At 63.7% G+C, this 21,766-nt stretch carries 19 protein-coding genes, 1 tRNA gene and 2 pseudogenes; 11 read left to right on the top strand and 11 right to left on the bottom strand.

The genetic code is table 11. The features are described 5' to 3' along the window. Nucleotides 1-17 precede the first annotated feature (17 nt). Complete coding sequence (gene dinB, locus ACVWZ4_RS01715; RefSeq protein ID WP_456739722.1) at nucleotides 18-1,118, top strand: DNA polymerase IV; 1,101 nt, start codon at nucleotides 18-20, stop codon at nucleotides 1,116-1,118. A 306-nt stretch (nucleotides 1,119-1,424) separates the two neighbouring features. Here the strand turns inward: dinB and ACVWZ4_RS01720 are convergent, their stop codons facing one another. The 6 genes and pseudogenes from ACVWZ4_RS01720 to ACVWZ4_RS01745 form a co-directional block, all read right to left on the bottom strand. After that, complete coding sequence (locus ACVWZ4_RS01720; protein WP_456702311.1) at nucleotides 1,425-2,195, bottom strand: amino acid ABC transporter ATP-binding protein; 771 nt, start codon at nucleotides 2,193-2,195, stop codon at nucleotides 1,425-1,427. An 11-nt stretch (nucleotides 2,196-2,206) separates the two neighbouring features. Then, nucleotides 2,207-2,870, bottom strand: a pseudogene (locus tag ACVWZ4_RS01725) (amino acid ABC transporter permease). A 6-nt stretch (nucleotides 2,871-2,876) separates the two neighbouring features. Next, entirely contained in the window at nucleotides 2,877-3,539 is a 663-nt protein-coding gene (locus tag ACVWZ4_RS01730; RefSeq protein WP_456702309.1) for an amino acid ABC transporter permease, read from the bottom strand. 64 nt (nucleotides 3,540-3,603) lie between these two features. Beyond that, on the bottom strand, nucleotides 3,604-4,410 hold the full coding sequence (locus tag ACVWZ4_RS01735; protein ID WP_456738323.1) for a transporter substrate-binding domain-containing protein: 807 nt from the start codon (nucleotides 4,408-4,410) through the stop codon (nucleotides 3,604-3,606). A 276-nt stretch (nucleotides 4,411-4,686) separates the two neighbouring features. Continuing rightward, nucleotides 4,687-4,785, bottom strand: a pseudogene (locus ACVWZ4_RS01740) (antirestriction protein ArdC); the annotation flags it as partial. 124 nt (nucleotides 4,786-4,909) lie between these two features. Next, nucleotides 4,910-5,281 (bottom strand): hypothetical protein, encoded by a 372-nt coding sequence (locus ACVWZ4_RS01745; protein WP_456702308.1) that lies wholly within the window; start codon nucleotides 5,279-5,281, stop codon nucleotides 4,910-4,912. A 300-nt stretch (nucleotides 5,282-5,581) separates the two neighbouring features. On the opposite strand from ACVWZ4_RS01745, the gene ACVWZ4_RS01750 reads away from it, so the two are divergent. Continuing rightward, on the top strand, nucleotides 5,582-7,021 hold the full coding sequence (locus tag ACVWZ4_RS01750; protein WP_456739723.1) for a DUF1254 domain-containing protein: 1,440 nt from the start codon (nucleotides 5,582-5,584) through the stop codon (nucleotides 7,019-7,021). A 196-nt stretch (nucleotides 7,022-7,217) separates the two neighbouring features. On the opposite strand, the gene ACVWZ4_RS01755 is transcribed toward ACVWZ4_RS01750, so the two are convergent. Together ACVWZ4_RS01755 and ACVWZ4_RS01760 are read right to left on the bottom strand one after the other, a co-directional pair. After that, the gene (locus tag ACVWZ4_RS01755) at nucleotides 7,218-8,153 is read right to left on the bottom strand and encodes a hypothetical protein (protein ID WP_456739724.1); all 936 of its coding nucleotides are present in this window, start codon (nucleotides 8,151-8,153) and stop codon (nucleotides 7,218-7,220) included. Between the two features lie 229 nt (nucleotides 8,154-8,382). After that, a tRNA-Gln gene (locus ACVWZ4_RS01760) sits at nucleotides 8,383-8,457 on the bottom strand. A gap of 242 nt (nucleotides 8,458-8,699) precedes the next feature. Here ACVWZ4_RS01760 and ACVWZ4_RS01765 point away from each other — a divergent pair. After that, nucleotides 8,700-10,478, top strand: coding sequence for an acyl-CoA dehydrogenase (locus ACVWZ4_RS01765; protein WP_456739725.1), 1,779 nt, complete (start codon nucleotides 8,700-8,702; stop codon nucleotides 10,476-10,478). A 30-nt stretch (nucleotides 10,479-10,508) separates the two neighbouring features. On the opposite strand, the gene ACVWZ4_RS01770 is transcribed toward ACVWZ4_RS01765, so the two are convergent. Together ACVWZ4_RS01770 and ACVWZ4_RS01775 are read right to left on the bottom strand one after the other, a co-directional pair. Beyond that, complete coding sequence (locus ACVWZ4_RS01770) at nucleotides 10,509-11,741, bottom strand: MFS transporter (RefSeq protein WP_456739726.1); 1,233 nt, start codon at nucleotides 11,739-11,741, stop codon at nucleotides 10,509-10,511. Between the two features lie 3 nt (nucleotides 11,742-11,744). Further along, nucleotides 11,745-11,990, bottom strand: a complete 246-nt coding sequence (locus tag ACVWZ4_RS01775; RefSeq protein WP_456739727.1) for a hypothetical protein — start codon at nucleotides 11,988-11,990, stop codon at nucleotides 11,745-11,747. 49 nt (nucleotides 11,991-12,039) lie between these two features. Between ACVWZ4_RS01775 and ACVWZ4_RS01780 the strand changes: the two genes are divergently transcribed. From ACVWZ4_RS01780 to ACVWZ4_RS01815, 8 genes are all read left to right on the top strand, one after another. Next, nucleotides 12,040-12,798 carry an enoyl-CoA hydratase-related protein gene (locus tag ACVWZ4_RS01780; RefSeq protein WP_456789954.1) on the top strand — a complete coding sequence of 253 codons (759 nt, stop codon included), beginning with the start codon at nucleotides 12,040-12,042 and terminating at the stop codon, nucleotides 12,796-12,798. Between the two features lie 49 nt (nucleotides 12,799-12,847). Then, nucleotides 12,848-14,506, top strand: a complete 1,659-nt coding sequence (locus tag ACVWZ4_RS01785) for a bifunctional metallophosphatase/5'-nucleotidase (protein ID WP_456739729.1) — start codon at nucleotides 12,848-12,850, stop codon at nucleotides 14,504-14,506. A gap of 133 nt (nucleotides 14,507-14,639) precedes the next feature. After that, entirely contained in the window at nucleotides 14,640-15,569 is a 930-nt protein-coding gene (locus tag ACVWZ4_RS01790; RefSeq protein WP_456702300.1) for a histone deacetylase family protein, read from the top strand. A 73-nt stretch (nucleotides 15,570-15,642) separates the two neighbouring features. Continuing rightward, entirely contained in the window at nucleotides 15,643-15,894 is a 252-nt protein-coding gene (locus ACVWZ4_RS01795) for an exodeoxyribonuclease VII small subunit (protein ID WP_027554315.1), read from the top strand. A gap of 592 nt (nucleotides 15,895-16,486) precedes the next feature. Beyond that, entirely contained in the window at nucleotides 16,487-18,415 is a 1,929-nt protein-coding gene (gene dxs / locus ACVWZ4_RS01800) for a 1-deoxy-D-xylulose-5-phosphate synthase (protein WP_456702299.1), read from the top strand. A 179-nt stretch (nucleotides 18,416-18,594) separates the two neighbouring features. Then, nucleotides 18,595-19,149 carry a nucleoside 2-deoxyribosyltransferase gene (locus ACVWZ4_RS01805; protein ID WP_456739730.1) on the top strand — a complete coding sequence of 185 codons (555 nt, stop codon included), beginning with the start codon at nucleotides 18,595-18,597 and terminating at the stop codon, nucleotides 19,147-19,149. 20 nt (nucleotides 19,150-19,169) lie between these two features. Next, the gene (locus tag ACVWZ4_RS01810) at nucleotides 19,170-19,904 is read left to right on the top strand and encodes a TlyA family RNA methyltransferase (protein WP_456737977.1); all 735 of its coding nucleotides are present in this window, start codon (nucleotides 19,170-19,172) and stop codon (nucleotides 19,902-19,904) included. After that, nucleotides 19,897-21,144 (top strand): class I SAM-dependent RNA methyltransferase, encoded by a 1,248-nt coding sequence (locus ACVWZ4_RS01815; RefSeq protein WP_456763581.1) that lies wholly within the window; start codon nucleotides 19,897-19,899, stop codon nucleotides 21,142-21,144. Before ACVWZ4_RS01810 ends, ACVWZ4_RS01815 begins: the two co-directional genes overlap by 8 nt. On the opposite strand, the gene ACVWZ4_RS01820 is transcribed toward ACVWZ4_RS01815, so the two are convergent. Further along, nucleotides 21,141-21,737, bottom strand: a complete 597-nt coding sequence (locus ACVWZ4_RS01820) for a hypothetical protein (protein WP_456739732.1) — start codon at nucleotides 21,735-21,737, stop codon at nucleotides 21,141-21,143. The genes ACVWZ4_RS01815 and ACVWZ4_RS01820 overlap by 4 nt on opposite strands. Nucleotides 21,738-21,766: the final 29 nt, after the last annotated feature.

Here is a 21,766-nt window from a genome sequence, read left to right on the forward strand (position 1 = left end):
GATTGTATCATTGGCGTATGAGAGAATCCGGCATCATGGAAGGCGAGGCAGCGCGCGTTCGCAAGATCATCCATATCGACATGGATGCCTTCTACGCGTCGGTGGAACAACGCGATCATCCTGAGCTGTGCGGCAAGCCGGTCGCCGTCGGCGGCTCGGCCGAGCGCGGCGTGGTCGCGGCGGCGAGCTATGAAGCGCGCAAATTCGGCGTTCGCTCCGCGATGCCGTCGGTCACCGCGAAACGGCAATGTCCCGACCTGATCTTCGTGAAGCCGCGCTTCGAAATCTACAAGGCGATCAGCCGGCAGATCCGCGCGATTTTCGCCGAGCACACCGAGATCATCGAGCCGCTGTCCCTCGACGAGGCCTATCTCGACGTGACGGAGAACCTGCAGGGCATTCCCCTCGCTCGCGATATCGCGCTACGAATCCGCGAGAAGATCAAGGCCGAGACCGGCCTCAACGCGTCGGCGGGCATCTCCTACAACAAGTTCCTGGCCAAGCTCGCCTCCGATCACCGCAAGCCCAACGGGCAGTTCGTGATCTCGCCCGAGATGGGAGCCGCCTTCGTCGAGACGCTGCCCGTCGGCAAATTCCATGGGATCGGACCGGCGACGAGCGCGAAGATGAATGCGCTCGGCCTGTTTACCGGTCTCGACATCCGCAACCAGACGCTGGAGTTCATGAACGCGAATTTCGGCAAGTCGGGCGCCTATTACTACTGGATCTCCCGCGGTGTCGACGAACGGCCGGTGCGGGCCAACCGGATCCGCAAATCCATCGGCGCGGAGACCACGTTCTCGACCGACCTCGACGACTTCGACACGCTGGTCGTCAAGCTCAGTCCTCTCGTCGACAAGGTCTGGCGCCATTGCGAGACATCAGGCAGCCGCGGCCGCACCGTCACCTTGAAGATCAAGTTCGCCGATTTCGAGATCATCACGCGCAGCAGGTCCGTGCCTGCGCCGGTCGGAGGCCGGGACGAGCTGGAGCGCCTCGCCTGCGGCCTGCTCGAAATCGAGATGCCGTTGCCGAAGCGCGTCAGGCTCCTGGGGGTGTCGCTGTCGTCCCTGCAGGTCGGAGACGATGCCGAGCCGCAACTGACCTTCGGCATTTGAGCGAAACCGGGGCGCCAGGCGCAAATCGTGCTGCATCGGCGGATTGCTTTCGACGTGGCACTGATCACGATGGATCATCAGGCGAATAACGACGCAGCGCGGGAGTGGCAGACCACCGAGTGCTTCAACACGGCCCCATGGAATTACCGAGCGATTTCACGGATTTGCGAGTCCGTGGCTGGGGCGGGAGGGTACTCAGCTAGAAAGCGACTGCTAGCGGGCTACCTAAATAACTCAGAAAATCCGCGCGACACGACGGATGTGTAGGCCGGCTCCATAGCTTGAGCGTCATGCTGTATGTAGTTGTCAGTTGAAGCGGGAGGATTGGAGAAATGCGGCGAGGCGCTCGGTCTTCGGGGCCGCGAACATCTCGCGCGGGTTCCCCTCCTCGCCGATGCGCCCGCCGTTCATGAAGATGACGCGGCTCGACACCTCGTAGGCGAAACGCATTTCGTGGGTGACGAGAAGCATGGTCATGCCGTCCTCGGCGAGCGAGCGCACCACCTGCAGGACCTCCGCCACGAGTTCGGGGTCGAGCGCCGAGGTCACCTCATCAAACAGCATCAGGCGCGGGCTCATGGCTATGGCGCGCGCGATGGCCACACGCTGCTGCTGGCCGCCGGAGAGCTTGGCGGGGTAGTGGTCCTTGCGCTGGAGGAGACCGACGCGGTCGAGCCATTTTTCGCCGAGGGCGCGCGCCTCCTCGCGGCCCATCTTGCGCACGAGCGTCAGGCCGAGCGTGACGTTCTCCAGCGCCGTCATGTGCGGGAACAGGTTGAACTGCTGGAAGGCCATGCCGGTGAGCGCGCGCTGGCGGGCGATCTCCTTCTCGGCCTTGCGCTTGCGCTGGCCGCCGGCGGTGGAATAGCCGATCTCCTCGCCGTCGACTCGGATTGTGCCGCCATCGAACTCCTCCAGCATGTTGACGCAGCGCAGAATCGTGGTCTTGCCGGAGCCCGACGAGCCGATGATCGAGATCACCTCGCCCGCCCGTACGTCGCAGTCGACGCCCTTGAGCACCTCGACCGGACCGTAGCTTTTGCGTAGGTCCCGGATTTCCAGAAGGTTCGCGGTCATGGAATCGCCTTTCACGCGAGGCTCACGCGGCGCTCGACGTACCGGCCGAGGCGCTCGATGGCGAAGTTGACGAGGAAGTATAGGAAGCCGGCGAGGAGATAGAACTCGAGGCTGTGGAAGGCGCGGCTGATGACCCTCCTGCGTGCGCAGGAGAAGCTCGGCAACACCGATGACCGAGAGAAGCGTCGACGCCTTCACCATCTCAGCCGCTGTGTTGATGAGCGGCGGGAGAGCCAGACGCAACGCTTGCGGGCCGAGCACGTAGCGAAAGGTTTGCCCGAACGTCAAGCCGATCGCCTTGGCGGCCTCCGTTTGTCCCTTGTGCAGGGTTTGCAGCGCCCCGCGTGTGATCTCGCCGACATGCGAGGCGCAAAACAGGGTGAGCGCAAGGACGCCAGCTTGGAAGGCGGACAGGTCGAGGCCGACCGTGCCGAGAATGTAGAAGCTCGCAAGCACCAGGACGAGGACCGGCGTCCCCCGGATCACGTCTGTGTAGACGCGGGCGATCCCCCGCACGGAACGGTTGCCATAGGTGAGAGCGAGGCCAAGGCCGGTGCCGAGCACCGTGCCGCCCAGAATGGCGAGGGCGGAGATCGCGACCGTGGTGCCGAGGCCATAGAGCAACGGCCAGCGCGCGAGCCAGACGATCTCGAAGAAGGAGAGAGGAGGGTTCACGCGGCCTTACCTCGAAACGGCGAGCCGCACTTCGGCGCGGCGCAGAAGGGCGGCCAGGATCGAGCAGGTCGCGATGTAGAGCCCGCTCGCCACGATCCACGTCTCGATCACGCGGAAGGTCTCGACGTTGATCTTGCGCGCCTCGAAGGTCAGCTCGGGCACCGCGATCGCGGCGGCGAGCGAGGTGTCCTTGAACAGGCCGATGAAGGTGCTCCCCAGCGCCGGCAAGACGGCTCGGAACATCACCGGCAGGACCAGGTGCCAGCGGATCTGCCCTTCCGTCAGGCCGATAGCGAGGCCCGCCTCGCGCAGGCCCTTGGGGACGCCCAGAAGGCCGCCGCGGAACACCTCGGCCAGATAGGCCGCCGAATACAGGGCCAACGCCAGCACGAACGAGTTCCCCTTCGACAGGCGCAGCCCAAGCTGGGGCAGCGCGAAGAAGGAGAACAGGACGATCACGAGAAGCGGCAGGTTGCGGAACAGGGTGACGTAGGCGCCCGAGGGCACCGACAGGAGCCGCGATCGGCTGATCCGCCCGAAGGCGAGTATCAGGCCGAGGGCGCAGCCGATCCCGATCGCCACAAAGGCCAGGGTGAGACTGAGGCCCAGACCCCAGAGGAGGTCGTCAAAGTTCCGCCAGACGGCGTTGAAGTTCAGGGTGTATCCCATCGGGATCACTCGCTCGGGCGTGGGGGCGGTGCGGGCGCGGAGCCTGGACCTCCGGCCCAGTCGGTTACTTGAACTCGACCGGGAAGCCGATCGCCGGGGGAGGCAGATCCTTGCCGAACCACTTCTTGAAGGAGGCCGCATAGGTGTCGAACTCGACGCCCGTCATCGCCTCGTGCAGAGCGGTGTTGACGAAGTTCAACCAGTCCTGATCGCCCTTGGCGACGGCGCAGGCGTAGGTCTGCGGGCTCCAGCCGTAACCGGCATCCTTGTACTGGCCGGGGTTCTGCGTGACGTACCAGGCGATGGACGACTGGTCGGTGGCGGCGGCGTCCGCGCGGCCCGACTGGAGCGCCTGGTAGAGCAGGTCCTGCGATTCGTATTGGTCGACGCTCGCCTCGGGAAGCGCCTTGTGGACGAGTTCCTTGGCATAGACGTTCTGAAGAACGGCGATGGTCGCGGACGAGCCGGCCGCCTTCAGTGCGGCATAGTCGGCGTACTGGCCGCCTTCCCTTAGCAACAGGCCAACGCCCTCGCGGTAGTACGGGATCGTGAAGTTGACCTGCTGGGCGCGCTCGCCGGTCACGGTCATGAATTGGCAGGTCATATCGACCTTGCCGGTGGTGATGTTGGGGATGCGCGCGTCAGACGACTGGTTGACGAACTCGACCTTCTTCGCGTCGCCGAACAGTGCCTTGGCGATGATCTTGGCCATGTCGATGTCGAAGCCCTGAAGGGTATCGGACGCGTCCTTGAAGTGCCAGGGCGCGTTGGTCGAGCCGGTGCCCACCACGAGCTTGCCGCGTGCCAGCACGTCGTCGAGCTTGGCCGCCATCGCGCCGTTCGGGAGAAGGGCGACGGACGCGGTCGCCATGAGACCCAGCACTACTGCCTTCACATTCATTGCCATATGTCACACCTCTATGTCCATTATAGCAGACACATAGCCGCTACAGCAGATTGCCTTATCAATGGTCATGCCTTGATCTTTGTCAACTGCTTTGGGCGCACACGGTGGAAGCTGAAGTTGACACTCGGCGGTGGGTGATCGATCTCGCCGTCGCACTGCGGAACATCGCCCGCGCACAAGGTCATTTGACCGAGCAGGTCTGGCCGTTCGCCCCCACATCAAAACCTACAAGCTGGCCAAGCTCGCCGAGGCGAGTTCATCCAACGCGGTGCGATGGGGTTCGAAATAGGCTTGCGGCGGCGGGACCTGAACGTAGTCTTCGACTGTTGCAAAATGCGCGATCCGACGAGCACCAGATCAAACAACTCTAGCGCAGGTCAGGAACGTCGTCGTACGCTGGCGCACCCCACAGGAATTTCGTGTTAAAACACCGCCAGTGGCGACATTGAAGGGTCGGGCGTCTTTATTGCTTGTTGCGGTTCCTGCTCGCTCCCTTCAGAGGACTCGTCGGCGACAACGCACTTGCCGTGTCGGCCATCTCGATGCAGGTGAGAAGGTCGACATAGCTCTGGAAGCCGCCGGCCGTGGCCTCGCCCTCGCACCGATTGCGGAGTGCAACGGACGTGGCCTGCCAAATGGAATCAAGCTGTTGCTTGGCAGCGGTCTCGTCCCGCATGCAATTGGCTGCGCTTTGAGGCTCGGCAAGGTTCATCGCCTTGTCAGTGTCGGCTGTCGCCTTGCAAAGCGCCTCGACATTCAATGAAGGAACGCGGTCGGAAACAGGTGTCACGGGCACACTTGCTGACAAAGCGGTGGCAAACAGCGCAAGTAGCATTTTACTCTCCCTTGACCAGAGACGAAATGCGTCGTGATGATGTTATCTGCCCAGACGCCGCAGAAGTTGACCTAGCGCAAACGAACCATCGGAAAATCACGACACTCCGCACGCACGCGGAGACGCGACGAGCAGCGCCGTTGACTTGCATCAACGCGCGACATGTTTCGCAGGCCTTCACTACAAGCGTGCAGTTACGCGCCAGGTCAGCGTGCGCCTACAACGAATGAAAGTTCGCTCGAAGACCTCAGGTCTGACTCTCTCATGCCGTATCTATAGTCAAAACACCGGAGCAAGCTCATGCATTTCACACGCCGCCGTCTTATGACCGCTGCTTTGAGCACCGCGCTTTCCACTCTCGCGCTATCTTCGAGCCGCGCCGACTTTGAAGGTCCGCTACTTCGTGCGATCGAGGGCGGTGAAGACTTCTGGCTCGCCACCGATGCCTATGTCTATGGCTATCCGCTGGTGACGATGGAGGTGACCCGCCGGGTGATCACGAACGTCTCCGCGGTCGAGGGCACACGAGGTCCGATGGGGCAATTCATCAAGCTCCGCTCCTATCCCGATGCCAGCTTCCGGGATGTCACAGCTCCGAATGCCGACACACTCTACACCACGGCATGGCTCGATGTCGGAGACGAGCCGTGGGTCCTGAGCATGCCCGACATGAAGGACCGTTATTTCCTGTTTCCGATGCTTGATGGATGGACGAACGTCTTCCAGGTCCCCGGAAAACGAACCACGGGCACCAAGGCTCAGACGTACGCAATCACGGGCCCCGGATGGAAGGGGACGCTTCCGGCAGGCGTCAAGGAGTACAAGTCGCCGACCAGCATCGTCTGGATTCTGGGGCGCATCTATTGCACGGGCACACCCGAAGACTATGCGGCCGTTCATGCTGCGCAGGATGAGTTCAAGCTCGTGCCGTTGAGCTCCTATGGCAAGATGTTCGCGCCGCCAGCGGGCAAGGTCGATCCTTCCATCGACATGAAGACGGCGGTGCGCGATCAGGTGAACCGCATGGACGCTGTTGCCTATTTCACGCTTCTTGCTCAGTTGATGAAGCGCAATCCACCCGCCCCGGCTGATGCAGCGGAAATGGCGAAATTCGCGGGGATCGGCCTGGTTCCCGGCAAAGATTTCGATGCCAGCAAGCTCGACGCCGCATTTGCCAAGCGCATTCCGCAGGTCGCCTTCGACCGGATCATGCTGCAGTTCAAGGCCAACAAGGCGGTCAAGAACGTCAATGGCTGGATGTTCGACACGGAAACCGGCATCTACGGCACCGAGTATCTCAATCGCGCCTTCGTCACGGCAATTGGTCTCGGTGCCAATCGCATTCAGGACGCCTGCTATCCGACGTCTCAGAAAGGGGCCGATGGTAAGGCTTACGTCGGAAGCAACAGGTATGTCCTGCGTTTTCCCAAGGGACAACTTCCGCCGGTTGGCGGCTTCTGGTCCCTCACAATGTACGACGAGAACTATTTCTTCGTGGCGAATCCGATCAACCGCTACTCGATCAGTGCCCGGCAAAGCCTCAAGCCCAATGCAGACGGTTCCACGGATATTTACATTCAGAAAGAATCGCCTGGAACTGACAAGGAATCGAACTGGCTGCCGGCGCCAGCCGGCAAGTTCGTGTTGATGTTGCGGATGTACTGGCCGAACGAGAAGTCGCCATCGATCATTAACGGCAGCTGGTCGCCGCCCGGCGTTCAAAAGGTAGCCGGCACTTAGGCTCAAGCATGTGAGCCCGAACAGGCCGAAGCGCTCATCGGGCTCACTGCGATTTCGATTATCATGGAAGCGGCGCGAGACCCGGATTTCGTTGCACGAGTATGAGATGCATAGTTGACGCCGGACGATTGAACATTGTCGTCCCTTATCGACGAACTTCGCCGACAAGCATCAGGCCGCTGACGGTCGCGCGCGCTCAGTTGCGCACGAAATAAAGCGGCGTCCTGAAAGTGACTTGGTAGGCCGGCTTTGGCACCCACATGATCTCTGCGGTCACGCCGAACAGGCGGTTGTCATTGTCATCCATACGATCGAGGTCGAATCGCACGACGGGCTCGGTAAAGGACCGTACACGTACGAGACTCAGAAGCTCAGCGCCCCCGAACGACTGTACACCGACGCGGCCGATGAATTTCCAGTTGTTGGGCCATTGGTAGTAGCCGCCGACATAGCCAGTGATGCTCGGATGGATGCGAGCCAGTTGGCTGCCGATTGCAACATGTACATCTTGAACTCCGGCGAGCAATCCGCGGGTCTCGTCCTTGTCGAATGCGTAGTCGAACTCGAAGATGTTGTTGAACGTCGTCGTGGCTAGCGGCCCGTTGGGGATCGCCTGTGTGATGGTTGATTGCCAAGTCAGGGTTGGAATGGCCCCACCATTCTGCTTGTGGAGATCGGCCTGAAACCCGATGTTCCAGCTGCTTAATGTCAATGGCGACCAGCCGGCCAGGTCGGTACTGGTCGAACTGGCTGACAAACCGGCATAGAGTGAGACGCCATCAGTTACATCAACGGTCATCGGAAGATCGACCACAGCGCTCTGAGCCGACGGCAGCGAGAAGGCGCCTAGGGGCGCCGAACTGTTGGCTCTGGATAGCGCAAGTGATTGCAGTGCCGTGACGAGAGCAGGGTTGCCAAAACCGATCGGCAGCGCGCCGGCAGGTACGCGAGCGTACGACGTTCTCAGATCTAGGTAAATGTTGGGGGTCTTCGCGGCGCCATCGCCATCATCGTCATCCTTGGCAAGGACAAAGCCTGTTGAGCAGAGGCAGATTGCGCCGGCGAGGGCCGCCTTCAGGCAGGCCGAAGATTCGGCACCTCTTCGGCCTCGGCGTGCCGCGGCAACCTGCATGACGCTTCTCCCAGATGCGATTCCAGCGAGCCAATGGATGCCAAGGACGGAATCTACTGCCACCAGCCCATGTCCGCAATCGGGCGGGACCGTTCGTCCAACGCTCACCCTTCAGGCCCGATGCAGCCTAAGATGATTTCGGATCGGGAATCGAAACCTCCTCCAAATGCGCGTCAAATGTTTGGCTGAAATTCACCTGTTTCGACAATGAATCGAACCGCTTAGAATCTGGCTGGGGCGGGAGGGATCGAACCTCCGAATGGCGGAATCAAAATCCGCTGCCTTACCGCTTGGCTACGCCCCATCAGGCCACGAAGGGCACTGCGGACGGACCGACACCCGCAGAATCCCTCTGGTCGCAGCCGGTCTATAGGGTGCGACGCGGCATTTCAACCGCCTGGACGGGCAAAATACCACGGGGCCGGGGCCGGCCCGGCCACACTCATCACGGCCCGATGCCGCCGCCCGCGCCTGCCCTGCCCGGCCCATTGAGACATCCCCCGTTTCATGGGAATACGGCGCCAAACCTGTCCTCGGGAGTGAGCCATGACCTACCGCGCGCCGATCTCTGACATGCTGCTGTCGCTCAACCACGGCGCCGGCCTCAAGGCCGCGATGGACGCCGGCCATTACGGCGATTTCGACGGCGATATCGTCGCGGCCGTGCTGGAGGAAGCCGGCAAGTTCGCGACCGACGTGCTGGCGCCGCTCAACAAGGTCGGCGACGAGCACGGCATCAAGCTCGATGACGGCAAGGTCACGACCGCGCCGGGCTGGCCCGATGCCTACAGGCGCTGGACCGAGGGTGGCTGGAATGCGGTCTCGGGGCCTGAGGATTTCGGCGGCCAGGGCCTGCCGCTGGCGATCAACGCCGCCTGTACCGAAATCTGGAGCGCCTCCAACATCGCCTTCGGCCTCTGCCCGCTGCTGACGGCCTCGGCCATCGAAGCGCTCGAGGCGCATGGCAGCGACGAGCTCAAGTCGATCTATCTCGAGAAGCTCGTCTCCGGCGAATGGACCGGCACGATGCAGCTCACCGAGGCGCAGGCCGGCTCCGACGTCGGTGCGCTGCGCACCCGTGCGGAAAGGCAGGCCGACGGCACCTATCGCATCAAGGGGACGAAGATCTTCATCACCTATGGCGAGCACGACATGACCGACAACATCGTGCATTTCGTGCTGGCGCGCCTGCCGGACGCGCCCGCCGGCACCAAGGGGATCTCGCTCTTCCTCGTTCCGAAATTCATGGTCAATGAAGACGGCTCGCTCGGTGCGCGCAACGATATCTTTGCGAGCGGCGTCGAGCACAAGCTCGGCATGCACGCTTCGCCCACCTGCACCATGACCATGGGCGATCATGGCGGCGCGATCGGCTTCTTGATCGGCGAAGAGAACCAGGGCATGCGCTGCATGTTCACGATGATGAACCAGGCCCGCCTCGGCGTTGGCCTCGAGGGCGTCGGCATCGCCGATCGCGCCTATCAGCAGGCGCTGGCTTATGCGCAGGAGCGCAAGCAGGGCCGCGCCGTTGGGAAGAAGGGCGACGGCTCGGACGCGATCTTCGTGCATCCCGATGTCAAGCGCATGCTGATGCGGATGCGGGCGCAGACCGCCGCCGCCCGCACCATCTGTTACGCCACCGCCGTCGCGCTCGACGTCTCGCTGCGCGCCAAGGACCCCAAGGTGCGGGCTGACGCCGCCGCGCGCGCGGCGCTGCTGACCCCGATGGCCAAGGGCTATTCCACCGATATCGGCAACGAGGTCGCCTATCTCGGCGTGCAGATCCATGGCGGCATGGGCTTCATCGAGGAGACCGGCGCCGCGCAGCATTATCGTGATGCCCGCATCACCACGATCTACGAGGGCACCAACGGCATCCAGGCCATCGACCTCGTCACGCGCAAGCTTGCGGCCAATGGCGGCGCGTCGGTGTGGACGCTGATCGAGGAATTGTCGGCAATCGTGAAGCAGGTCGAAGCCTCAAACGATCCCGCCTTCGGCACCACGGGCGTGAAGTTGCGCGAGGCGCTGGAGGCGCTGACGCGCACCAGCAAATGGCTGCTCGAACGCGTCACGACGGCACCGAACGAGGCGCTCGCCGGCGCGACGCCCTATCTGCAACAGTTCGGCGCGACGCTCGGCGGCTGCATGCTGGCCTCCGAAGCACTCGCCGCGAAGTCCGACGGCAACACCCATGCCGCGCGCTACGTCGCGCTGGCGCGCTTCTTCGCCGAGAACATCACCGTACAGGCCGGCAGCCTCGAGCGCACTGTGACTGAGAGCGCGGAGTCGGTCGCGGCGGCGGATGCGGTGCTGCTGGGGTAAGTTGCAGCCGCGTCGCGCAGCGTCGTTCGGCTACGAGGCTGCGAGCTTCGCGCGTTTCCCCGGCCGCCACAGCACAATGCCGGCCGCGATCACATCCAGCACCACGCACATCGCGAACGCCGTGGTGTAATTGCCGGTCATGCTGTGCACGAGGCCGACGATGCCGGGTCCGAATGCGCTGACGATGCCGCTGATCGACGTCCCCAACCCCATCGCGGCCGCGAAGGTCGCGCTGCCGATCTCGCGCTGGATGATCAAGGGGGGAAACGTGATCATGTTGCCGATCGAGAAGCCATAAGCGGCGCAGCAGGCGAGCAGAACGATCGGGTTCTGGCTTTGCAGGAGAACGAACAACGCGGCCGCCTGGCTCGTCATCGACGCGGCACACGCGAGCCGCGGTTCGAGCCGGTCCACGAACGCGCCGAGCGTCAGCCGGCCGACCACGGCCATCGTCGCCATGACGGTGACCGCGAGACCTGCACTGGCGCGGCCGATCAGCGGTTCGAGGAACGACACCTGATGGATGATGAAACCCATCTGCGCCAGCAGCGCGATCGCGATCGGCAGCACCATGGTCCAGAAAGACGCGCTGGCGAGCAAGGCCTTGCGGGAATGTCGGGCTGCCCGATCCCCGGGGACAGTTGCCGCCGCATGCCGCGGCGCCTCGACCGGCCAGCTGGTGAAGACGACAATCACGGGCAAGACCAGCACCACCATCACGGCGGTGGCCGCCAGCATGGCGGAGCGGAAGCCGATACTGGCGCTCAACGCCAGCAAGGCGGGAACCAGAATGATGCCCCCGCAGGTGGCGCCATTGAAGGCAAGGCTCAGCGCGAGCCCGCGGCGCCGCTCGAACCAGGAGTTCAGCACCGTCGCGATCACCACCGAGCCCATTCCGGTCCAGCCCACCGACATCAGCGCATAGGCGAGATAAAGCTGCCAGGGCGAGTGCATCAGCCCCAGCAGCGCAGTCGATGCACCGAGCGCCGCCAGCCCGAACAGGATCAACGCCCGCAGCCCGATGCGGGCGAGCAGATCGTCGGTGAAGATGACGAGCACGGAGGTCAACAGGAACGAGAATGTGCTCGCCGCCGACACCAGCGTGCCGGGCCAGCCATGAGCGCGCTGCAGTTCGGCAAGATAGACGCCCTGGCCGTAGAGGCCGAAGCCGAACATGAAGAAGGCCATCAGGAAACAGGCCAGCACGACGCGCCAGCCGCGATAATGCAGCGAGGATTCGTCGGCCTCCGTTGCGACAATCATCGATCAAGTATCGGCATAATGGAACGAGACGCTGATCGTGCCGCACAACCACCGGTTTTTCAAATGAAAGATGTAGCCGATTGTTGCAACGCGCAAAACCTCACGGACTATGCGACCCCGTTTGGGCCGCAGTTCGCCGGGACGAAATGCAATCTTCGCGTGGGTGTCATGCAACCGCTCACGGGTGTGACGGCCGAAATTGGTCAGCCGCAGGATTGGCACGCCTGACGGATCATGTAGGCTCAACATCGCAAGACTCGCCGTTGGCAGGCGCCGCGGCGGCCCGCAGGGAGTGCTCATGCCGAACGGCAACATCATCGTCACGGAGGAGCGCGCGACCCGCGTGATCACCCTGCGCCGTCCGGGCAAGAAGAACGCGATCACGCAGGACATGTATCGCGAGATGAGCCGCGCGATCGATACCGCGCAGAACAATCCCGACATCCGCTGCATGATCATCACCGGCGGCTCGGGCGTGTTCACGGCCGGCGACGACGTCGACGATTTCATGAGGGCCGACGCCTCGCGTCCAGAAACGTTGTCGGACGGCGTCAATTTCCTCTATTCGCTGGCGCTCAACGTCAAGCCGATCATCGCAGCCGTCGACGGCGCCTCGATCGGCATGGGCACCGTGATGCTGTTTCACTGCGACTACGTGCTCGCCTCGAACGCCGCGACGTTCTCGGCGCCCTACATCAATCTCGGGCTGGTTCCGGTCGGCGCCGCCAGCCTGCTGATGCCGCGCACCATGGGCTACCAGCGCGCCTTTGCCATGCTGGTGATGGGCCGCAGCTTCACGGCCGCCGAGGCCCATGCCGCCGGCTTCGTCAACACCGTGGTCTCGCCTGGACATACCGAGGTCGAGGCCCGCAAGGTGGCACGCGAGATCTGCCGGCTGCCGGCCGAAGCGGTCGCGACCTCGCGCAAGCTGCTGCGGGCTCCGCCGGAAGAGCTCACCCGCCGCATCGACCAGGAAGGCCATCTGTTCGGCGAGAAACTGAAATCGGGCGAGGCCGTCGCTGCGTTCAATGCGTTCGCGAACAGGAAGAAGCGGTAGACAACGAGAACTTCGTGAAATCTTCGCGCGGAACGACTAATCTGGTTCCATGCGACATCTTCTCCGCCTGTCCGGCTTCGCTTTCGCGCTCGCCGCCCTCCCCGCCGCGGCCCAGACCGCAGCACCCGTCGAGTTGCGCATTCTCGCGATCAACGATTTCCACGGCAATCTCCGTCCGCCGCCGGGCGGCATCCGCATCAATGACCCGGAAGACAAGAGCAAAAAGGTGATGGTGGCCGCCGGGGGCGCCGAATACATGGCGACGCTGGTGAAGCAATTGCGCGAAGGACACAAGAACACGATCTTCGTCGCGGCCGGCGACCTGATCGGCGCGAGCCCATTCCTGTCGGCGATGTTTCACGACGAGCCGACCGTCGAGTCGCTCTCGATGATGGGGCTAGCGATCACGTCGGTCGGCAACCATGAATTCGACGAGGGCAAGGCCGAGCTGCTCAGGATGCAGAACGGCGGCTGCCATCCGGAGGACGGCTGCCGGGGGCCGCACCCCTTCACCGGCGCAAAATTCCACTATCTCGCGGCGTCCACCGTGGAGACTGCGACCGGCAAGAGCGTGCTGCCGCCCTACGAGATCCGGGAATTCGAGGGCATCCCGGTCGCCTTCATCGGGCTGACCTTGAAGGAGACCGCCGGCATCGTCTCGCCCAAAGGCATTGCGGGACTGGAGTTTCGCGACGAGGCCGAGACGGTGAATGCGCTCGTGCCGCAACTGAAGGCCCGCGGCGTCGAGGCCATCGTGGTGCTGATCCACCAGGGCGGCGAGCCCTCGGGCGACTACAATGAATGTCCTGATATCACCGGGCCGATCGTCGACATCGTGAAAAAGTTCGACCGTGCGGTCGACCTCGTCGTCAGCGGTCATACGCATCGCGCTTATGTCTGCAATATAGACGGGCGGCTCGTCACCAGCGGCGACAAATACGGCACGCTGGTCACCGCGATCGACCTCAAGCTCGATCCTGTGACCCGCGACATCGTCGGCGCGAGAGCCGAGAACATCATCGTCGCCACCGCCTCGCTCGCCAGGGATCCCGAGCAGACCGCGCTGATCGACGCCTATGACAAGCTTTCGGCGCCGATTGCCAACCGTCCGGCCGGATCGGTGACGCAGACGCTGTCCCGCGTGCCTGATGACGCCGGCGAAAGCGCACTGGGCGACGTGATCGCCGATGCCCAGCTGGCCGCGACCAGGGACGCCAAGGATGGAAGCGCCGTCATCGCGTTCACCAATCCCGGCGGCATCCGCACCGACCTCGTCCCGAAGGAGAACGGTGCGGTGTCCTACGGCGATTTGTTCGCGAGCCAGCCCTTCCGCAACCGCCTTGTCACCATGACGCTGTCAGGCGGCCAGCTCAAGGACCTGCTGGAGCAGCAATGGCTCGATCCGAAGCGGCCGCGGATCCTCCAGGTGTCGAACGGATTCAGTTATACCTGGGACGCATCGAAGCCGTTCGGCGAGCGCGTCATGGCCGACAAGATGATTCTCAACGGCAAGCCGATCGAGCCGGCCGCAGGCTATCGCGTCACCCTCAACGACTATCTGGCCGCCGGCGGCGACGGCTTTTCGGCCGCGAAACAGGGCGTCTCGCCGCAATATGGCGGCTATGACGCCGACGCGCTGTTTGCCTTCTTCAAGGCACACGGTCCGATCGGTCCGCTGCCGCCGACCCGCATCCTGCGCGTGAATTGATCCGGATCAAAGGGGCCGTTGCCGACCACTCTTTGCCATTCCCGTGGGAACGCCTAGATTGGGTTTGGCATTGCGTTTGGACGCCGGATGCGCCAAGCGACGTCGAGAGTTCGTTCCCTGTGAGGCCGACCTGATGAGCACGCTTCTTCTCTCCCACAAGGCTTGCCTCGACCATGTCACGCCGCCGGGACACCCTGAGAGGCCCGACCGCCTGCGCGCGGTGGAGGAAGCGCTGTCGCACGAACGCTTCCAGTTCCTGGCGCGCGACCTCGCGCCGGAGGGCGACCTCGATCTCGTCACGCTCTGCCACAACGAGCATTACGTCACCGAGCTGCGGCACATCGCGCCGACCAGCGGCCAGGTTTATGTCGACGGTGACACCTCGATGTCCCCTGGGACGTGGGAAGCGGTGATGCGCGGCGTCGGCGGCGCGGTGGCGGCGACCGAAGCCGTGATGAATGGCGAGCACCGCAACGCCTTCGTCGCGGTGCGACCGCCCGGCCATCACGCCGAGATCGGCAAGCCGATGGGCTTCTGCTTCTTCGACAACGTCGCGATCGCCGCCCGCCACGCGCAGCGCAAATACGGCATCAAACGTGCGGCCATCGTCGATTTTGACGTTCATCACGGCAACGGCACGCAAGACATCTTCTGGTCGGACCCATCAGTGATGTACTGCTCGACGCACCAGATGCCGCTGTTTCCGGGCACCGGCGCCAAGGGCGAGCGCGGCGATCACGACACCATCGTCAACGCACCGCTCGCCTCCGAGGACGGCGGTCCCGAATTCCGTTCCGCGTTCGAGGATCTGATCCTGCCGCAATTGAGGAAGTTCAGCCCGGAGCTGCTCATCATCTCAGCCGGCTTCGACGCGCATTACCGCGATCCTCTCGCCTCGCTGAACCTGCGCGCCGAGGATTACACCTGGGTCACGAGGAAGCTGATGGAGCTCGCCGACAAGAGCGCGGGGGGCCGCGTTGTTTCTGTGCTGGAAGGCGGCTACGACCTGCAAGGATTGAAAGAATCTGTTACGGCGCATGTCGGCGCCTTGATGGGCGCTTGATCGACCCGCCACATTAAGCCCGCAAAACCCTGCTGTTTTGCAACAGCAGCGAAACGGGCAATCGGAAACTTATATGGCCGAAAACACCCAAATCGACGTCTCCAGGCTCACCTTCGAGCGCGCGATCGAGGAACTCGAAACGATCGTGAAGCGGCTCGAAGACGGCAAGGTGCCGCTCGAGGAATCCGTGACGATCTACGAGCGGGGCGAAGCCCTGAAGCGGCGTTGCGAGGAGCTTTTGCGTCAGGCCGAAGCCCGCGTTGACAAGATCACCACCGATGCAAGCGGCCAGGCCGCCGGCACCGCACCACTCGACGTGCAATAAGGACGCGAGCAGCCACCCGTCCTGCGCATCGGCAGCCCGCAATTTCCGAGATCACACGCCGCGTTTCCGGGCTCGGACCGGGCGAGCCGGCCTCAGGACTGAAGGATACCCGCGCCGGCGGCCTTTATCGTCCGAATCCCACCAAAAATGCTGTTCTTCCCGCCAGAATCCTGCCAAGGAACCTGGCAGGATTGGAACTTCCCCTCCGGCGCCGCGATTAACCAACTTGGCCCGCCGGTTGCAGGTGCATACCCGTAATCGGCCGGGCGGGTTGGCTTTGGGCAAAGCTTTGGTGTAAAGCTGCGCGCAGTGTGGCTTTTTGTTAGCCTTGCGTAGGCATTGAACTCCGACGACAAGCGCTTCAAATTGCTGATGAAATTGGCTGGGACGGACGAAGCCGATCTAAATGGCTGGGATCACACAGGGATCACAGAGACTGAACCGAAGCGCACTTAAGCTCACCTAAGCTTGAAGACGGGGCTCTGCCCCATGCAGGTGGCTCCGACGGTTTAAGGACTCGCGCTGCGCCGATATTGTGCAAACCCATCGCGCACCGGAACGAACTTCCGGCGCTGACAAATTGGAAATCGCTGTGAACGCATACAGTAAAACGCCGCTTCTCGACACCATCCGGACACCGGAAGACCTGCGCAAGCTCAAGATCGAGCAGGTTCGCCAGGTCGCCGACGAGCTGCGTCAAGAGACCATCGACGCCGTCTCGGTGACCGGCGGTCACTTCGGCGCGGGCCTCGGCGTGGTCGAGCTGACCACCGCGATCCACTACGTCTTCGATACCCCGCGTGACCGGCTGATCTGGGACGTCGGCCATCAGGCCTACCCGCACAAGATCCTGACCGGACGGCGCGACCGCATCCGCACACTCCGCACCGGCGGTGGCCTGTCCGGCTTCACCAAGCGCACCGAGAGCGACTACGATCCGTTCGGCGCCGCGCATTCCTCGACCTCGATCTCGGCCGGCCTCGGCATGGCGGTCGCGCGCGACCTTTCCGGCGGCAAGAACAACGTCATCGCCGTGATCGGTGACGGCGCGATGTCGGCGGGCATGGCCTATGAGGCCATGAACAATGCGGGTGCGATGAACTCGCGCCTGATCGTGATCCTCAACGACAACGACATGTCGATCGCACCGCCGGTCGGCGCAATGAGCGCATATCTGTCGCGCCTCTACTCCGGCAAGACCTATCGCACGCTGCGCGATGCGGCCAAGCAGATCAACAAGCGCCTGCCCAAGATCCTCGCCAACCGCGCCAACCGCGTCGAGGAATATTCCCGCGGTTTCATGATGGACGGCGGCACGCTGTTCGAGGAACTCGGCTTCTATTACGTCGGCCCGATCGACGGCCATAACCTCGACCATCTTCTGCCCGTGCTGAAGAACGTTCGCGACATGGAGACCGGCCCGATCCTGGTTCACGTCGTGACGCAGAAGGGCAAGGGCTACGGCCCGGCGGAAGCGTCCACCGACAAGTACCACGCCGTCGCCAAGTTCGACGTCGCCACCGGCACCCAGGCGAAAGCCAAGCCGAACGCGCCGGCCTACCAGAACGTGTTCGGCCAGAGCCTCGTCAAGGAAGCGCAGAAGGACGACAAGATCGTCGCCATCACCGCGGCGATGCCGTCAGGCACCGGCGTCGATATCTTCAACAAGGCCTTCCCCGACCGCACCTTCGACGTCGGTATCGCCGAGCAGCACGCGGTGACCTTCGCCGCCGGCCTTGCGACCGAGGGCTACAAGCCGTTCTGCGCGATCTACTCGACCTTCCTGCAGCGCGGCTACGACCAGATCGTCCATGACGTCGCGATCCAGAACCTGCCGGTGCGCTTCGCCATCGACCGCGCCGGCCTCGTCGGCGCCGACGGCGCGACCCACGCCGGCTCGTTCGACAACGCCTATCTCGGCTGTCTGCCCAACATGGTGATCATGGCCGCGGCTGATGAAGCCGAGCTCGTGCACATGGTGGCGACCCAGGTCGCGATCAACGACCGTCCTAGCTCGCTGCGCTATCCGCGCGGCGAAGGCCGCGGCATCGAGATGCCCGACGTCGGCGTTCCCCTTGAAATCGGCAAGGGCCGCATGATCCGCCAGGGCAACAAGATCGCCCTGCTCTCCTTCGGCACGCGTCTGGCCGAATGCGAGAAGGCGGCCGACGAGCTCGCCGCACACGGCCTCTCCACCTCGATTGCCGACGCGCGCTTCATGAAGCCGCTCGATACCGAGCTGGTGCTCAAGCTCGCCCGCGACCACGACGTCCTCATCACCATCGAGGAAGGTTCGATCGGCGGCTTCGGCTCGCATGTCGCGCAGTACCTGACCGATCAGGGCGTGCTCGATACCGGCCTGGTCAAGTTCCGTACGATGGTCCTGCCCGACGTGTTCCAGGATCACGACACGCCGACCGCGATGTACGCTCGCGCCGGCCTCGACGCCAAGGGCATCGTCGCCAAGGTGTTCGAAGCGCTCGGCAAGGACGCCAAGGCCGAGACGGTCAAGCTCGCCTGATCTGGTCACCTCTCCCGCTTGCGGGAGAGAGCTCGGCGCAAAGCGCCGGGTGAGGGTTTTCTCCTCCGGGGGTCTCGCGAGCGGAGATGCCCCCTCCCGCCCCTCCCCCGCGACCGGGAGAGGGAGCAGAGCACGCGATGCGGCTCGCACCTTGATCCAAACTTGTCCGGCTTAGCTCCATGAAAATCTATCTGGCAGGTCCTGACGTGTTCCTGCCGGATGCGGTCGAGATCGGTCGCCGTAAGGCCGCCATCTGTGGCCGCTACGGCATCACCGGCCTCTATCCGCTCGACAACACGGTCGACCTCACTGCGCCCGACGCCTCGCGGCAGATCTTCTGCGGCAACGAGGCGATGATGGATGCAGCCGACGCCATCATCGCCAACCTCACCCCGTTTCGTGGCGCCGGCGCCGATCCTGGCACCGTGTACGAGCTCGGCTACATGGCGGGCCGCCGCAGGGTTTGCCTGGCCTATTCCAACGATGGCGCCACCTATGCCGACCGCGTCGGCCGCTTCATGCATGTCGCCTTCGAGGAGGGGCGGCTGGTCGATGCGCAGGGGCTGACGGTCGAGGATTTCGGCCTCGTCGACAATCTCATGATGATCCATGCGCTGGAGCTGCATGGCTGCCCGCTGGTGACGCCGGCCAGGCAGCCGGTCGACATCTGGCACGATCTCGCCGCGTTCGAGACTTGCGTCCGGATGGCAGCCGCGCGATTGATCGCACCATAAATCGTTCAGTCGGAGATCCGATGTCCCCTGCCCGCAAGCGCGCGGATGTTCTGCTGGTCGAGCGTGGCCTGTTCGAGAGCCGGGCGCGGGCGCGCGCGGCGATCGAGGCCGGGCTGGTCACGGCTGACGACAAGCAGGTGGCAAAGCCGTCGGAGACGATCGCCGAGGATGCTGTGATCCAGGCTGAGCCAGCGCACCCCTATGTCTCGCGCGGCGGCGTCAAGCTCGCCGGCGCGCTGGAGCGGTACCCGATCGAAATCGAGGACCATGTCTGCCTCGACGTCGGCGCCTCCACCGGAGGCTTTACCGAAGTGCTGTTGGCGAATGGCGCGAGCCTGGTGTTTGCGGTCGACGTCGGCACCAGCCAGCTGCACGCTTCGCTCCGCGGTCATTCAAAAATCGTGTCGATGGAAGAGACCGATATTCGCAGCTATGAAGGCAAGCGGCTGCCGGCACGGCCCGATGTCGTCGTCATCGACGTCAGTTTCATCTCGCTCAAGGCAGTGCTGCCGGTGGCGTTATCGCTGGCTGCCGCCCCGATGAGCCTGCTGGCGCTGATCAAGCCGCAGTTCGAGGCTGACCGGAAGCACAACAAGAAGGGCATCATCCGCGACGCCGCCGTGCAAAAGGAGATCTGCGACGACATCGCGGCCTTTGCCGCTTCGCTCGGCTGCAGCGATATCGAGGTGTTTCCCTCCTCGATATCAGGCGGCGACGGCAACATCGAATTCTTCCTGGGCGCGCGCCGTGGTTGAACGCGTCACGATCGATCACGTCGGCCATCGCGGCGACGGCGTCTCGCTCACGACGGGCGATGCGGTCTATGTGCCCTATACGCTTCGAGGCGAGATCGTCGAGGTCGATCACGTCGCCGGTCACCATCCTGACCGCCGCAAGCTTCTGGCGGTCGACGTGGCAAGCCCCGAGCGCGTTGAGCCGTTCTGTCCGCATTTCGGCATCTGCGGCGGCTGCGCGATCCAGCATTGGGCCGCGGAGCCGTATCAAGCCTGGAAGCGCAACATCGTGGTCGAGACGCTGGCGCAGGCCGGCATCGCATGCGAGGTGACGCCGCTGGTCGATGCCCACGGCGCGGGCCGCAGGCGCGTCACGCTGCACGGACGGTTCGGTACGCATGACGTGCTCAAGGTCGGCTTCTCGGCCGCGAGCTCACACGACGTCATCCCAATTCATCGCTGCCCGATCCTCGATCCTGCGCTCGAAGGCGCCCTCGATGCCGCCTGGGCCCTCGCCGAGCCGCTGACGTCAAAAATGCCGGTGACGAAGCCGCTCGACATCCAGGTCACCGCGACAGCCAACGGCCTCGATGTCGATCTGCGCGGCTCCGGCCCGCTGCCGACGCCGATGGTTACGGCGCTGTCGCGCGTTGCCGAGCAGCATCGCCTGGCGCGGTTGACGCGGCATGGCGAGCTGGTGCTGCAGCGGCTGCCGGCGACGGTCACGATGGGCCGCGCGGAGGTGGCGCTGCCGCCGGGCTCGTTCTTGCAAGCGACCATTGCGGGCGAAGTGACGCTGGCGGCACTCGTTGCCGAACGCGTCGGCAAGGCCAAGGACGTTCTCGACCTCTTCTGCGGTGTCGGTCCGTTTGCGCTCAGGCTCGCAGAGAAGGCGCGCCTCACCGCTTACGACAACGATGCCGGCGCGATTGCCGCGCTCGCAAAGGCGGCGCGCACGCCCGGGCTGAAGCCGATCAGGGCCGAGCCGCGCGATTTGTTCCGCCGCCCGCTGGTGCCGCCGGAACTACGCGATTTCGACGCCGTGGTATTCGACCCGCCGCGCCAGGGCGCACAGGCGCAGGCGCTGAAACTCGCGGCGAGCAAGGTGCCTGTGGTGATCGCCGTGTCCTGCAACGCCGCCACTTTCGCGCGCGACGCGCGGCTGCTGATTGACGGCGGCTACAAGATCGAGAGCGTCGTGCCGGTCGACCAGTTCCGCCACACGCCGCATGTCGAACTGGTGGCGAAGTTCACGCGCTAGCGCCGAAGCACGCCAAGCGCCGGCGACTCGCCGGGCAGCATGTCTGACCTGATATCGCTGTCCATGCGGCCCGAGTCCCGCTGGGTGAATCCGGCACCGAACGACAGGCTGAGGTTGGAGGTCGGCTTGAACTCGACGCCCGCAAATGCGCCGTAGCCAGGCGCGGCCGCGGAGGTCAGCGGCGCGACCGAGCTGCCGATGCCATTGCCGTATTTCATGGTGTCGACCCCGGCAAAGAACGTCACGGGCGAGCCGCCCGCGGTCTTCATGTTGTAACCGAACCGCGTGCTGTCGTAGGAGAGCGCGCTGAAATTGCCCGAAAATCCTGCCTGGCTGAAACCGCTCGAGGCGAGATCGGCGTGTTGGCTTCCGACAAAGAAGCCGGGGCGGAATTCATAACCGCTGTTGGCGTCGCCCGTATTGAATCCGGGAAAATTACCGTAAGTGTCGGCGCTGCCGCCATAGCCGAATGCCCCGCCCGGAATCCAATATTGCAGGGGCGCGACCTGCGCATGAGCCGGTGTTCCACCGAGGCAGAAGCAGAGCACTGCGAGAAGGGTTGCAAGACCGCAGGGACGAAGAAGGCCGGGCATTCAGGTAACCGTCGGAGTGAGCGCGAATT

This window comes from Bradyrhizobium sp. USDA 4472, assembly GCF_054058595.1.